Genomic DNA, 13,971 nt, shown 5'->3' with positions numbered 1-13,971 from the left:
GTGAGCATGTTCCGCAAGATCCTTGTCGCGAATCGCGGTGAGATCGCCATCCGCGCCTTCCGTGCCGCCTTCGAGCTGGGGGCGCGCACCGTGGCCGTCTATCCGCACGAGGATCGCTACTCTCTCCACCGGCTGAAGGCCGACGAGGCTTACGAGATCGGTGTGAAGGGACACCCCGTCCGGGCCTACCTCGACGTCGACGAGATCATCCGCGTCGCGCGCGAGAGCGGGGCGGACGCGATCTACCCGGGATACGGCTTCCTGTCCGAGAACCCCGAGCTCGCCGCCCGTGCTGCCGACGCGGGCATCGCGTTCATCGGTCCGTCCGCGCGCGTGCTCGAGATGGCGGGCAACAAGGTCACGGCCAAGAGCCATGCCGTCGCCGCCGGGGTCCCGGTGCTGCGATCGACCGAGGCATCCGACGACATCGACGCTCTCGTCGCCCAGGCCGGTGACGTCGGTTTCCCGATCTTCGTCAAGGCCGTCGCCGGCGGCGGCGGACGCGGGATGCGGCGCGTCGGCACACCTGACGAGCTCGCGCCGGCGCTGTCAGAGGCGATGCGCGAGGCCGGGAGCGCGTTCGGCGACCCGCGTGTCTTCCTGGAACAGGCCGTCCGCCGTCCGCGCCACGTCGAGGTCCAGGTGCTCGCCGACGCGACGGGCGAGACGGTGCACCTGTTCGAACGCGACTGCTCGGTGCAGCGACGCCATCAGAAGGTCATCGAGATCGCGCCGGCCCCCAACCTCGACGATGAGACACGGGCCGACCTGCACCGGCACGCCATCGCCTTCGCGACCTCCATCGGCTACGTGAACGCCGGCACCGTCGAGTTCCTGCTCGAGACGGACGGGCCCCGGGCGGGCGAGATCGTGTTCATCGAGATGAACCCGCGCATCCAGGTCGAGCACACGGTGACCGAGGAAGTGACCGACGTCGACCTGGTCCAGTCCCAGATGCGGATCGCCGCGGGGGAGACCCTCGCGCAGCTCGGCCTCACGCAAGACCGCATCCAGCTGCGCGGCGCGGCGCTGCAGTGCCGCATCACGACCGAGGACCCGGCTCAGGGGTTCCGCCCCGACACGGGGAAGATCACCACCTACCGGTCGCCGGGCGGAGCCGGCATCCGGCTCGACGGCGGCACGACCGCTGCCGGCTCCCAGGTGAGTCCGCACTTCGACTCGATGCTCGCCAAGCTCACGTGCCGGGGGCGCGACTTCGGTGCCGCGGTCGTGCGCTCGCGCCGTGCGCTCGCGGAGTTCCGCATCCGGGGCGTCTCGACCAACATCCCGTTCCTGCAGCAGGTGCTCGACGACCCGTCCTTCGCCCGAGGCGACCTCAGCACGTCGTTCATCGACGAGCGCCCCGAGCTGCTCGAGGGCCGGATGTCGAAGGACCGCGGATCGAAGATCCTCGGGTGGCTCGCCGACACGACCGTCAACCGCCCGCACGGCTCTGCTCCGACGAGCGTCGACCCGCGGACCAAGCTGCCCCGGCTCGACCTCGCGACACCGCCGCCCGCGGGCTCGCGTCAGCGCCTCCTCGAACTCGGACCCGCGGGGTTCGCGCAGGCCCTGCGCGGCCAGACCTCGCTCGCCGTGACCGAGACGACGTTCCGCGACGCGCACCAGTCGCTCCTCGCGACGCGCGTCCGGACGAAGGACCTCGTCGCGGTGGCTCCGGCCGTCGCACGGCTCACTCCGCAGCTGCTCTCCGTCGAGGCGTGGGGCGGAGCGACCTACGACGTGGCTCTGCGGTTCCTCGGCGAGGACCCGTGGGAACGACTCGACAAGCTGCGCGAGGCCCTGCCCAACGTCGCTCTGCAGATGCTGCTGCGCGGCCGCAACACCGTCGGGTACACCCCGTACCCGACGGCGGTGACGCAGGCCTTCGTCCGGGAGGCCGCGGATGCCGGCGTCGACATCTTCCGGATCTTCGACGCGCTCAACGACGTCGCGCAGATGCGGCCGGCCATCGACGCCGTTCTCGCGACCGGGACGACGATCGCCGAGGTCGCGCTCTGCTACACGGGGGATCTGCTCGACCCCGCCGAAGACCTCTACACCCTCGACTACTACCTCCGTCTCGCCGAGGAGATCGTCGAGGCGGGCGCGCACGTGCTCGCCATCAAGGACATGGCCGGTCTGCTGCGGCCGGCCGCAGCGTCGCGCCTGGTCGCGGCGCTGCGCGAACGGTTCGATCTGCCCGTGCACGTGCACACGCACGACACCGCCGGCGGACAGCTCGCGACTCTCCTGGCCGCGAGCGCCGCGGGCGCGGATGCCGTCGACGCGGCGTCCGCGCCGATGGCGGGCACGACCAGTCAGCCCTCGCTCTCCGCGCTCGTGGCAGCACTCGCGCACACCGAGCGCGACACCGGTCTCGATCTCGGCGCCGTGTCGGACCTCGAGCCCTATTGGGAGGCGGTGCGTCACATGTATCGTCCGTTCGAGTCGGGCCTGCCCGGCCCCACCGGACGCGTCTACCGCCATGAGATCCCGGGCGGACAGCTCTCGAACCTCCGGCAGCAGGCCATCGCGCTGGGGCTCGCCGACGATTTCGAGCTCATCGAGGACATGTACGCCGCGGCGAACGAGATCCTCGGCCGGGTCCCGAAGGTCACCCCGTCGTCGAAGGTCGTGGGCGACCTCGCGCTGCATCTGGCGGCGGTGAAGGCCGATCCGGCCGCCTTCGCCGCCGACCCGGGTGCGTACGACATCCCGGAGTCGGTCGTCGGCTTCATGGCAGGCGAACTCGGCGACCTGCCGGGAGGATGGCCCGAACCGTTCCGGTCCAAGGTGCTGGCGGGGCGCACCGTGCGCCCGGCCGCCGCGGAGCTGTCGCCGGCGCAGGAGGCGGCTCTCGACGCGGATTCCGCGACACGACGGCGCACGCTGAACTCGCTGCTCTTCCCCGCGCCGACCCAGGAGTTCGACCGGGTGCGCGACACCTACGGCGACCTGAGTGTGCTCGACACGGCGGACTACCTGTATGGGCTGGTACCCGGCGCCGAGCACGTCGTCGAGATCGAGAAAGGCGTGCAGCTGTACGTCGGACTCGAGGCGATCGGCGAGGCCGACGAGAAAGGCATGCGCACCGTCATGGCGACGCTCAACGGTCAGCTCCGGCCGGTGTTCGTGCGCGACCGCGGCATCAGCGTCGAGGCCCGTCAGGCCGAGAAGGCCGACACCTCGGTGCCCGGTCAGGTCGCCGCCCCGTTCTCGGGCGTCGTGACGCTCAAGGTCACCGTCGGCGATGCCGTCGAGGCGGGAGCTGCCGTCGCGTCGATCGAAGCGATGAAGATGGAAGCGGCGATCACGGCCCCGGTCGCGGGCGTCGTCGAGCGGCTCGTCGTCGACCCGACGGCGGCGGTCGAGGCGGGCGACCTTTTGGTCGTGGTCCGGCCCGGCGGGTAGCCTAAGGGGTCGGGCGCGAGCTCGAGACCTTGGAGTGGACGCAGCACAACATGCCTGAGCGCAACGAGAACCAGCCCGACGAGACCGATCCCGCGGTCCTCGCCGACAGCGAGAGTATTCATACGACGGCCATCGGGATCATCGGCGGCACCGCACAGGTCGACGTCGCGCTTCCCGTCGCGGAGGACGACCTCGATGACGACGACGTCATCGACGGCGAGGTCGGCGACGAGCAGCTGACGACCGGCGACATCCCGCTCGGCATCGCGCCGGTCGATTCGGACGACGAGTCGGGGGATGCCGCGACGCGCGCGACGGATGACGGGGCGACTGAACGCGGTGGGGCGACCCCGGAGGACGAGGAAGCCTCCGCGCTCCCGGCCGAGCCGGGAGATCACGCCGGCACCGGTGACGACGAGCTCGAGGGCGACGGCGCGGACGAGGTCGCTTCCACGGCGGCATCCGAGCTCGCTGATGAGGACGACGACCGCGACGTGTCCGGCGACGACGATGCCGGGGAGCCCGTCGATGAGGTGCTCACCGCCGAGATCGACGACGAGGACGACTCCGGGACCGACCTCCCGGCGGAGGACGACACGACGACCGCCGACGAGGCCGACGAGGCCGATAGCGATCCGGGCGCGTCCGAGGGTATGACGGATGCTGCCGCAGAGGACGTCACGGCCGGTGACGACAGCGATCGCGCCCCGGGAGCCGACACCGCGACGTCCCGGGCCGCGGAAGCGCGCGACACCGGTGTCGTCGTCGCGACGGTCGTGCCGACATCCACGCCGATCACCGGCACCGTGCCGACCACCCGCCGGCAGGCCCACCAGGTCGCCGAGCAGGTTCGTCATGCCACCGAGCGGGTGCAGGTCGCGCGTCCGACCGAGCCGGTCCTGCAGTCGCGGCGTCTCGGCGATCTCGAGCCCGGGCGCGAATCGGCCGACCTGCTGACGGCCGAGCGTCTGCTCGACCCGGCGCAGATCGTGCGGGCCGAGCCGGAAGGCCGGTGGCAGCGCCTCGTGTACAGCGTCTCGGGTCATCGCATCAACCTCGGCGACAGCAAGCGGGCACGCTCGCGCAAGGAGCTCGATCGTCGGATCACCGCGCCGCTCACCGGCGGCGCCAAGTTCGTCCCGGTTCTCTCGCGCAAGGGCGGCGTCGGCAAGACGACCGTGACCACCCTGCTCGGGATGGCGCTCGCCGACGCCCGTGACGACCGCGTCATCGCGATCGACGCGAATCCCGACCGCGGCACGCTCGCCGACCGTATCGGCCGTACGAGCGGCAAGACGGTGCGCGATCTGGCGCGCGCGCGTGGCGAGGTCGTCGGCTTCAACGATCTCTCCGCCATCGTGGCCCGCGACGAGACGCGGCTCGACGTTCTGGCGTCCGACACCGATCCGCACATCTCGGAAGCCTTCAGCGACCACGACTACGAGGACGTCGCCGCGATCGCCGCGCACTACTACTCGATCGTGCTCACCGACACGGGCACCGGGATCGTGCACTCGGTGATGGGGGCGACGCTCGGGCTCTCCGACCAGATCGTCGTCGTCGCCGGTCTCTCGGTCGACGAGGCACGGCTGGCTTCCGAGACACTGACCTGGCTCGAGTCCAACGGTTTCGCCGACGCGGTGAAGAACGCGGTGGTCGTGCTCAACACGTCGCGTCCGGGCACGCCGATGGTCCGCGCGGAGGAGCTGGAGACCCACTTCGCCACGCGCGTCCGCTCGGTGCTGCGCGTGCCGTACGACCCGCACCTCGCAGCGGGAAGCGCAGTGTCGTTCCGCGACCTCGACCCGGCGACGCGTGAGGCGGCTCGCAAGCTCGCAGCGAGCGTGGTCGAGGGGCTGCGTCTCGGGGCGGCGGCCTGACATGGCGGTTCGCGCGATCCGGTTCTTCGGCGACCCCGTCCTGAAGTCGGCGGCGGCGCCCATCCAGGCGATCGACGACGGTGTGCGCTCGCTCGTGCAGGATCTCCTCGACACGGTGGAGCTGCCCGGCCGCGCCGGCGTGGCGGCCCCGCAGATCGGGGTCGGGCTGCGCGCGTTCAGCTACAACGTCGACGGGGTGATCGGCTACATCCTCAACCCGCGACTGGTCGAGGTCTCCGGCGAGCCGTCGCTCATCGGCGAGGGCTGCCTGTCGGTGCCCAACCTCTGGCATGACACGCTCCGGCACCCGTACGCGCGCGCCGTGGGCATGGATCTCGACGGCGACGAGATCGTCCTCGAGGGCGAGGGGCTGATGGCTCAAGCGCTGCAGCACGAGTGCGACCACCTCGACGGCATCCTGTACCTCGACCGGCTCTCGCCCGCCGAGCGGCGGATCGCCATGCGCGAGGTACGCGAGTCGTCCTGGTTCTGACCCCTCATACTGAAGCGGGGCCCGGCCGGTGATCCACCAGCCGGGCCCCGCTTCCGCGTCATCCGGTCATCCGAGCGGGACGTTGCTCGTCTTGACCGGCTCGTCGTAGATCGCCGAGATCTCCTCCGAGAAGTCGGTGAGGATGACGTTGCGCTTGATGCTCATCTTCGGCGTCAGGTGGCCGCTGGCCTCGGTCCATTCGGTGTCGAGGATCGTGAACTTGCGGATCGACTCGGCGCGAGAGACGTTGCGGTTGGCCTCGTCGATCGCGCGCTGGACCTCCGCGCGAACCTGGCTGTTCTTCGCCGCTTCGGCGAGCGACATGTCGCCCGCGAGGCCGTTGTTCGTCAGCCAGGTCGGCAGCATCTCCGGGTCGAGCGTGACGAGCGCGGAGATGAACGGCTTCTGATCGCCCACGACGACCACCTGACCGACGATCGGGTTGGCGCGGATGGGGTCTTCGAGCACGGCCGGTGCGACGTTCTTGCCGCCGGCGGTGACGATGATCTCCTTCTTGCGACCGGTGATCGTGAGGAAGCCCTCGTCGTCGAACGATCCGATGTCGCCCGTCTTGAACCAGCCATCGTTGAAGGCGGCCTCGGTGGCCTCGGGGTTGCGCCAGTACTCGGCGAACACGTTGATGCCGCGCACCTCGACCTCGCCGTCCTCGCCGAGGCGGACCCCGACACCGGGCAGGACCGGACCGACGGTGCCGATCTTGGACTTCGTGGCGAGGTTGACCGTCGCGGGGGCCGTCGTCTCGGTGAGTCCGTAGCCTTCGAGGATCGTGACACCGAGGCTGTGGAAGAAGTGGCCGAGGCGCGGACCCAGGGGAGCGGATCCCGAGACGGCGTAGGTGACGCGGCCGCCCATGGCGGCGCGGAGCTTGCCGTAGACGAGCTTGTCGAAGAGGCGGAACTTCAGCTTCGTCAGCAGCGGGATGCTCTTCCCCTCCTGCTGTAGGCGCGAGTGGTCGATCGCGACCTGCGCGGCGGCGCGGAAGATCTTGCCCTTGCCCCCTGCCTCGGCCTTCTGCTCGGCGGAGTTGTAGACCTTCTCGAACACGCGAGGCACGGCCAGCAGGAAGGTCGGCTGGAACGTTCCGAGAGCGGGGAGCAGCTGCTTGGTATCGGGCTGATGCCCGGTCTTGACCCCGGCGTGCACATTGAGGATCGAGATGAAACGCGCGAAGACGTGCGCGGTCGTGATGAACAGCAGCGTCGATGCTCCGCCGGGGTGGTTGACGACCTCTTTGAGGGCTTCGCCGGAGTTGCGGGCCAGCTCGACGAAGTTGCTGTGGGTCAGGACGCAGCCCTTGGGCCGTCCGGTCGATCCCGAGGTGTAGATGAGCGTCGCGATGTCCGAGCCCACGGCGAGGTTGCGTCGCCGCTCGATCTCCTCGTCGGGCACGTCACCGCCGCCCGAGCGCAGCCTGTCGAGGTCTCCGGACGCCATCACCCACACCTCGCGGACGAGGGGGACCGTCGAACGGATCTCGTCGATGCGTCCCGCGTGGTCGGCGGATTCCGCGATCGCGAACGTGGCGCCCGAATCGCTGAGGATCCAGGCGATCTGCGACGCCGAGCTCGTCTCGTAGACGGGGACCATGACGGCACCGGCGAAGAAGATCGCGAAGTCGACGAGCGTCCAGTCGTAGGTGGTGCGCGCCACGAACGCGACCTTGTCGCCGGGTTCGACGCCCGCCGCGACGAGCCCCTTCGCGAGCGCGATCACCTCGCGTTGGAACTCGGCCGCGGAGATGTCTCGCCAGGCGCCGTCGTGCGGCACGGCGAAGAGCGCTCGCGACGGGGTGGCAGCGACCCGGTCGACGAGGAGATCGGTGATGTTCGCGTCAGGATCGGCTGGAACGACGGCGGGGACTTCGAACTGGACGGCGCTCATGGGCGGCAACTCCTTCGGTACCGGAAGCGTCTGGCAGGGTAAACACACTCTATCTGTCGCCCGGTCGCCGAGCCCGCGCGCCGAGGCGGCGCCCCATTAGACTTTCCGGGTCGCCGGCGGACGGCCGACGGAAAGGACCACGCGTGCTCAACATCGGCATCGACATCGGCGGAACCAAGATCGCCGGAGGTGTCGTCTCCGCCGACGGGACGATCGTCGACCGCATCCGCGTCGACACCCCCGCCGACACCGACGCGCTGGCGGACGCCGTCGCCGACATGGTGAGGCATTTCCGCGCATCCCACGAGGTCACCGCGGTCGGGGTCGCCGCCGCCGGCTTCCTCGATCGCACGCGCTCGATCATGCGTCACGCGCCCAACATCGACTGGGTGGAGCACCCGCTGCGTGCCGAGCTCGAGGCTCGGGTCGGCGTCGCCGTCGTGCTCGAGAACGACGCGAACGCCGCCGGGTGGGCCGAGTACCGGTTCGGCGCCGGCCGCGGCAGCTCGAACATGGTCATGCTCACGCTCGGCACGGGTGTCGGGGGAGCAGTCATCATCGACGGGCAGCTCCTCATCGGCGGGCGCGGAGCGGCGGGAGAGCTCGGTCACGTGCGATTCGAGCGCGGGGGCCGGCTGTGCGGCTGCGGACTGCAGGGATGCCTCGAGCAGTACGCCTCGGGACGCGCGCTGCAGCGCGAGGCCATCGCGATCGCCGACGACCCCGAGCTCGGCGCCGGTCTCGCGCAGGTGCGCGACGAGCACGGCTCGATCCCGGGCGACGCGATCTCCCGCCTGATCCTCGCCGACGACCCCGGAGCGCTTGCTGCGCTCCAGCGGGTCGCGACGGCGCTCGGTGAGACGGCGGGCGGGTTCCAGGCGACGCTCGACCCCGAGATCTTCGTCATCGGCGGTGGCGTCGCGCAGCTCGGCGAGACGCTGCTCGCGCCCGTCCGGGCCGCCTACCGGGGCGCCCTGCCGGGTGGCGAGAACGCGGCTCCGGCCGACTTCGCCATCGCGACCCTCGGTAACGACGCGGGTCTGATCGGCGTGGCCGATCTGGCCGGGGGGCGGTGACCGGTGTTCTACTGGCTGATGAAGTACATCTTCATCGGACCCGTCGTGAAGGCGATCTTCCGCCCCTGGATCGTGGGTCGCCGCAACGTCCCGGCATCCGGCGCCGCGATCTTCGCCAGCAACCACCTGTCGGTGAGTGACTCGATCTTCCTGCCGCTCATGATCGACCGGCCGATGTCGTTCCTCGCCAAGAGCGACTACTTCACCGGCACGGGCCTCAAGGGCTGGGCCACTCGGATGTTCATGAAGGCGACCGGTCAGATCGCCATCGACCGCACCGGGGGCAAAGCCTCCGAGGCCTCGCTCAACACGGGGCTCCAGGTGCTCGGTCGCGGTGATCTGCTCGGGATCTACCCGGAGGGCACGCGGAGCCCCGACGGCAAGCTCTACCGCGGGCGCACGGGCCTGGCGCGCATGGCGCTCGAGGCCCGCGTCCCCGTCATCCCCGTCGTGATGGTCGACACGGATGCGGTCATGCCCATCGGACGCAGCATCCCGCGGGTCGGACGTGTGGGAATGGTCATCGGCGAACCGCTCGACTTCTCGCGCTTCCAGGGGATGGAAGGTGACCGCTACGTGCTGCGCTCGGTGACGGACGAGATCATGGTCGCGCTCCAGCGTCTGGGTGAGCAGCAGTACGAAGACGTCTACGCGTCGTCGGTCAAGGAACGCGCAGCGCAGCAGCAGCAGGACTGAGCGTCACACGACCGGCGCGGTGTCGGCCGCGCACTAGACTTGGCGCGTGCCTACGCTGGATTCACTCGACACGTGGCGCGATCTTCCCATCAAGCAGCAGCCGGCGTGGAACGACCCCGACGCCGTGGCTGCGGTGTCGGCCGAGATCGCGACGCTCCCGCCCCTCGTCTTCGCCGGTGAGGTGGACATCCTCCGCGAGCGCCTCGCGCGCGCGGCATCCGGAGAAGCCTTCCTCCTCCAGGGCGGTGACTGCGCCGAGACCTTCGCCGGCGCGACCGCGGAGAAGATCCGCAACCGCATCAAGACGGTGCTGCAGATGGCGGTCGTGCTGACCTATGGCGCCTCGATGCCCGTCGTGAAGATGGGCCGCATGGCCGGTCAGTTCGCCAAGCCGCGCTCGAGCGACACCGAGACCCGCGGCGACGTCACGCTGCCCGCGTACCGCGGCGACATCGTCAACGGCTACGACTTCACCGCCGCCTCGCGCCAGCCCGACCCGGCCCGGCTGCTCAAGGGCTACCACACGGCGGCGTCGACGCTCAATCTCATCCGGGCGTTCACGCAGGGTGGGTTCGCGGACCTGCGCGAAGTCCACTCGTGGAACAAGGGCTTCGCATCGAACCCGGCGAACGCCCGCTACGAGGGCCTCGCGGGAGAGATCGACCGCGCCATCAAGTTCATGGAGGCGGCAGGGGCCAACTTCGACGAGCTGCGCGGCGTCGAGTTCTACACGGGCCACGAGGGCCTGCTGATGGATTACGAGCGTCCGATGACGCGCATCGACTCGCGGACGAACACGCCGTACAACACGTCGTCGCACTTCCTGTGGATCGGTGAGCGCACCCGCGACCTCGACGGTGCCCACGTCGACTACTTCTCGAAGATCCGCAACCCCATCGGTGTCAAGCTCGGCCCGACGACGTCGACCGACACCGCGCTGGCGCTGATCGACAAGCTCGATCCCGAGCGCGAGCCGGGCCGCCTCACCTTCATCACGCGCATGGGTGCGGGCAAGATCCGCGACGCCCTGCCGCCGCTGCTCGAGGCCGTGAAGGACTCGGGTGCGACGCCGCTGTGGGTCACCGACCCGATGCACGGGAACGGCATCACGACGCCCACCGGCTACAAGACGCGTCGCTTCGACGACGTCGTCGACGAGGTCCGCGGCTTCTTCGAGGCGCACCGGGCCGTGGGGACGTTCCCCGGCGGCATCCACGTCGAGCTCACGGGTGACGACGTCACCGAGTGCCTCGGCGGCTCGGAGATGATCGACGAGGCGACGCTGGCCACACGCTACGAGAGCCTGTGCGACCCGCGGCTGAACCACATGCAGAGCCTCGAACTGGCCTTCCTGGTCGCCGAGGAGCTCGAGAAGCGCTGAGTTTCGGCTCGCCGAGGCCCGCGAGAGCGCACGTCTGCACGGTTACGGGGTCTCCCCACCGTGCAGATGTGCGCTCTCGCCGTTTCGGGCTGTGGAGAGTGCGGGATCAGCGGGGCCGGCGGGTGATGGTGGGCGGGTGAACCGCCGAGCCCCGCTGCCACGACCCATTGCCCGGCAAGCGTTCGCCACGGTCGAGGCTCGCGCGTCCGGCGTGAGCCGCGGCAGGCTACGGGCCGCCGATTTGCGGCATCCGCACCACGGGATCTACGCGGCGCTCGATGCCGGGGACGAGGCGACACGGTCGGGCGCTGCCGCCTGCTCCTGCCCGCGCTCGGTCCGGAGCAGCTGTTCTCCGGGCGCACGGCCGCCGCTCTGTGGGGGATGCCGTTGCCCCGGGCCTCGACGCCGCCGATGCTCGAGGTGATCACGGCGGGCGGGGGAGCAGCGATGCGGCGACCCGGCGTGATCGGATCTCGGACGGGACTCGTCCTCGAACGCCGGTTCGTCGACGGTGTGCCCGTCCTGTCGCCGACCGAGACGTGGTGCCGGCTCGCGGCCGGTCGGCAGCCCCTGGCCGGGCGATGGCTCGTCGCGACGGCCGACTTCCTGCTCAGCGGCCGGCGGGGCGAGCGAGGTCGCACGCGTCCTCTCGCGACGCGCGCCGAACTGGAGGCGGCCGTCGTCGCCCGAGGAAGCGCGCGCGGAGCCCGGTTGCTGCGAGCTGCGCTCGACCGTGCCCGCTCGCCGGTGGACTCGCCCCAGGAGTCGCTCCTGCGCGTCGCGCTCGTCGACGCGGGGATTCCCGAACCGCGGGTGCAGGTCGCGGTCCGCACGGCTGCCGGCGTGCGGCATGCCGACCTGGGCTGGCCCGAGCATCGTGTGCTGCTCGAGTACCAGGGGGACGAGCATCGCTCGTCGCGGCGACGATGGCTCGAGGACCTCACGCGCGTGCAGCTTCTCGAGGATGCCGGGTACCGCGTCATCCTCGTCGGGGCCGCCGACCTCGACGGCGATGCCCGGGCGCTGGCCGCGCGCATCCGCAGAGCTCTCGCCTGAGGGGTCGTCGACGGCGAAGATGCGCAACCGCACGGTTCGGAGCCGTCCACACCGTGCGAATGCGCGTCCTCGCGGTCGTGGGGCCGGGAAGGACCGACGGGCTCAGCCGGTCGCGGTGATCTGCAGGGTGATGGTCGTGCCGCGCACGTGCTTGCTGCCGCCGGCGGGGTCCTGGGCGGTGACCTTGGTCAGCCCGTCGGGCCAGATGTTCCACAGAGCCGAGAAGCTGACCTCGAACCCGGCGTCGCGCAGCGTCTTGGCGGCTGCATCGCGCGTCTGGCCGACGACGCTCGGCACATCGAACAGCGGGGGTCCGCTCGAGACGATGAGGGTCACGGTGTCGCCCGGCCGCCAATTGCCTTCTTCGCCGCGGTCGGCGATTCCGATGACATCGCCCTTGGCGATGCGATCGCTCGACTGCGCGCGGGTGTCGCCCGACACCTCGAGGCCGGCGTCGGTGAGGGTGGCGGTCGCCCGGTCGACGCTCTGGCCCGAGACATCCGGCACGGCCCCGCGCGACACGAGCAGGCTGGCCGAGTCTCCCTGGCGGAGCGTGCAGCCGTCGGAGCAGTCGACGGGATCGCCGCCTCCCGCCGGGGTCGCCGAGGCGCGGATGACGGTGCCCGCGGCGACATCCGGGTCGAATTCCGCGTCGGCGTCGTTGGACACGGCGACGACGTTCTGCCGCAGGATCTCGCGGGCCGCCTGCTCGGTCTGGCCCGCGAGGGCCGGGATCGACACCTCAGCGGGACCCCGCGAGATGACCACGGTCACGATCGCGTCGCGATCGAGCCGCGCGCCGGGGTCGGGGTCGGTGCGGATCGCGAGCCCCTCCGCGACATCGAGGCTGTTCTCGCCGGTCTCCTCCGCTCGCAGGCCCTGCGCGAGGATGGCGGTCTGGGCTTCGGCGAAGGTCGTGCCGCGCACGTCGGGTACGGCGACGAGCGACCCCGGACCGGAGCCGAACCACCACCCGGTGCCGCCGGCGAGAGCTGCGAGCAGGAGGACGATGGTGACGAGCCAGGCGCCCTTCGCCCGATTTCGGCGGGTGAGGCGGCGCAATCGCGTCGCGTTGTCGACATCGGTGGTCACCGGCGGCGCCGTGAACGTGCCGGGCATGACCTTCGTGAGCTCGCCCGATCCTTCCCCGTCGTCGTCGATGACGACCGCCGGCGCGCCCGAGGGCGCGGTGCGCACCACCTGCGGGAAGACGCCGAGCTCGCGCTCGATCTCGCGCAGCCGCTCGAGCATGACCTTCGCGTCGAGGGGACGCTCGTCGGGCTCCCGCTCGGTCGCCCACAGCACCAGCTCGTCGAGCTGTTCGGGGACACCGGGGTTCTTCGCGCTCGGGCGGGGCACCGAGTCGGTCGCGTGCTGGTAGGCGATCTGCATCGGCTGCTCGCCCTTGTAAGGCTGCTCGCCGGCGAGCATCTCGTAGAGCATGATGCCGAGGGCGTAGATGTCGCTGCGGGCATCGGCGGTGCCCCGCGTGACGAGCTCCGGCGCGAGGTAGGCGATGGTGCCCAGGAGCATCTGACCGGTCGCCGTGTTCGCCGTCGTCGCCCGCGCGAGCCCGAAGTCGCCGATCTTGATCCGGCCGTCCTCGGCCAGCAGCACGTTCTCCGGCTTGACGTCGCGGTGCACGATCCCGGCGCGGTGGGCGGCGGCGAGACCCGACAGGATGGCATCCATGATCGTGATCGTCTGGGGGATGGTCAGCCGCTTCTGCTCGCGCAGCAGCTCGCGCAGCGTGATGCCCGGCAGATACTCCATCACCAGGTAGGCCATCTCGCCGTCCTGACCCTGGTCGAAGACGTTCACGACATGAGGGTCGGCGAGCCGGGCGGCGGAGCGCGCCTCTTGGATGAACCGGCTCTGGAAGACCGAATCGTCCGACAGATGCCCGTGCATGACCTTCAGGGCCACGCGGCGTTCGAGCCTGAGGTCGGTCGCGACGTACACCGTCGCCATTCCGCCGCGGGCGATGCGAGCGCGGACGCGGTACCGCTGGTCGACCAGTCGGCCGATCAGCGGGTCGGTCTGCTGGCTCATGCTCACGGAGCGATTCTACGG

General features: G+C 70.5%; 9 protein-coding genes. 7 read left to right on the top strand and 2 right to left on the bottom strand.

Annotated features, from left to right (window positions below):
* The first annotated feature begins 6 nt into the window (after positions 1–6).
* From CI089_RS13025 to def, 3 genes are read left to right on the top strand one after another with little or no spacing between them, the layout of a single operon-like run.
* Entirely contained in the window at positions 7–3,414 is a 3,408-nt protein-coding gene (locus CI089_RS13025) for a pyruvate carboxylase (RefSeq protein WP_094261918.1), read from the top strand.
* Positions 3,415–3,464: 50 nt separating this feature from the next.
* Entirely contained in the window at positions 3,465–5,294 is a 1,830-nt protein-coding gene (locus CI089_RS13020) for a nucleotide-binding protein (protein ID WP_094262492.1), read from the top strand.
* Position 5,295: 1 nt separating this feature from the next.
* A complete protein-coding gene (def, locus tag CI089_RS13015) occupies positions 5,296–5,787 on the top strand; it encodes a peptide deformylase (RefSeq protein ID WP_094261917.1) in 492 nt (163 codons plus the stop codon).
* 66 nt (positions 5,788–5,853) lie between these two features.
* Here the strand turns inward: def and CI089_RS13010 are convergent, their stop codons facing one another.
* Positions 5,854–7,689: an AMP-dependent synthetase/ligase gene (locus tag CI089_RS13010; RefSeq protein ID WP_094261916.1), complete on the bottom strand. Its 1,836-nt coding sequence runs from the start codon at positions 7,687–7,689 to the stop codon at positions 5,854–5,856.
* Positions 7,690–7,832: 143 nt separating this feature from the next.
* Between CI089_RS13010 and CI089_RS13005 the strand changes: the two genes are divergently transcribed.
* From CI089_RS13005 to CI089_RS12990, 4 genes are all read left to right on the top strand, one after another.
* Positions 7,833–8,765 carry an ROK family protein gene (locus CI089_RS13005; protein WP_094261915.1) on the top strand — a complete coding sequence of 311 codons (933 nt, stop codon included), beginning with the start codon at positions 7,833–7,835 and terminating at the stop codon, positions 8,763–8,765.
* A gap of 3 nt (positions 8,766–8,768) precedes the next feature.
* Positions 8,769–9,461, top strand: a complete 693-nt coding sequence (locus CI089_RS13000) for a lysophospholipid acyltransferase family protein (protein ID WP_094261914.1) — start codon at positions 8,769–8,771, stop codon at positions 9,459–9,461.
* Positions 9,462–9,507: 46 nt separating this feature from the next.
* Positions 9,508–10,842 carry a class II 3-deoxy-7-phosphoheptulonate synthase gene (locus tag CI089_RS12995; protein ID WP_094261913.1) on the top strand — a complete coding sequence of 445 codons (1,335 nt, stop codon included), beginning with the start codon at positions 9,508–9,510 and terminating at the stop codon, positions 10,840–10,842.
* A gap of 411 nt (positions 10,843–11,253) precedes the next feature.
* Positions 11,254–11,898 (top strand): hypothetical protein, encoded by a 645-nt coding sequence (locus CI089_RS12990; RefSeq protein WP_094261912.1) that lies wholly within the window; start codon positions 11,254–11,256, stop codon positions 11,896–11,898.
* Positions 11,899–12,000: 102 nt separating this feature from the next.
* On the opposite strand, the gene pknB is transcribed toward CI089_RS12990, so the two are convergent.
* Positions 12,001–13,956: a Stk1 family PASTA domain-containing Ser/Thr kinase gene (gene pknB, locus CI089_RS12985; protein ID WP_094261911.1), complete on the bottom strand. Its 1,956-nt coding sequence runs from the start codon at positions 13,954–13,956 to the stop codon at positions 12,001–12,003.
* Positions 13,957–13,971: the final 15 nt, after the last annotated feature.

Source organism: Microbacterium sp. Yaish 1, from assembly GCF_002245215.1.
Lineage (GTDB): Bacteria > Actinomycetota > Actinomycetes > Actinomycetales > Microbacteriaceae > Microbacterium.
This window is presented reverse-complemented; position numbering and strand designations above follow the sequence as displayed.

Bases quoted from the DNA above. Each gene is read 5' to 3' on its own strand.
- CI089_RS13020 (WP_094262492.1), top strand. From the start codon at position 3,465: ATGCCTGAGCGCAACGAGAACCAGCCCGACGAGACCGATCCCGCGGTC.
- CI089_RS13025 (WP_094261918.1), top strand. From the start codon at position 7: ATGTTCCGCAAGATCCTTGTCGCGAATCGCGGTGAGATCGCCATCCGC.
- CI089_RS13010 (WP_094261916.1), bottom strand. From the start codon at position 7,689: ATGAGCGCCGTCCAGTTCGAAGTCCCCGCCGTCGTTCCAGCCGATCCT.
- CI089_RS12990 (WP_094261912.1), top strand. From the start codon at position 11,254: ATGCTCGAGGTGATCACGGCGGGCGGGGGAGCAGCGATGCGGCGACCC.
- def (WP_094261917.1), top strand. From the start codon at position 5,296: ATGGCGGTTCGCGCGATCCGGTTCTTCGGCGACCCCGTCCTGAAGTCG.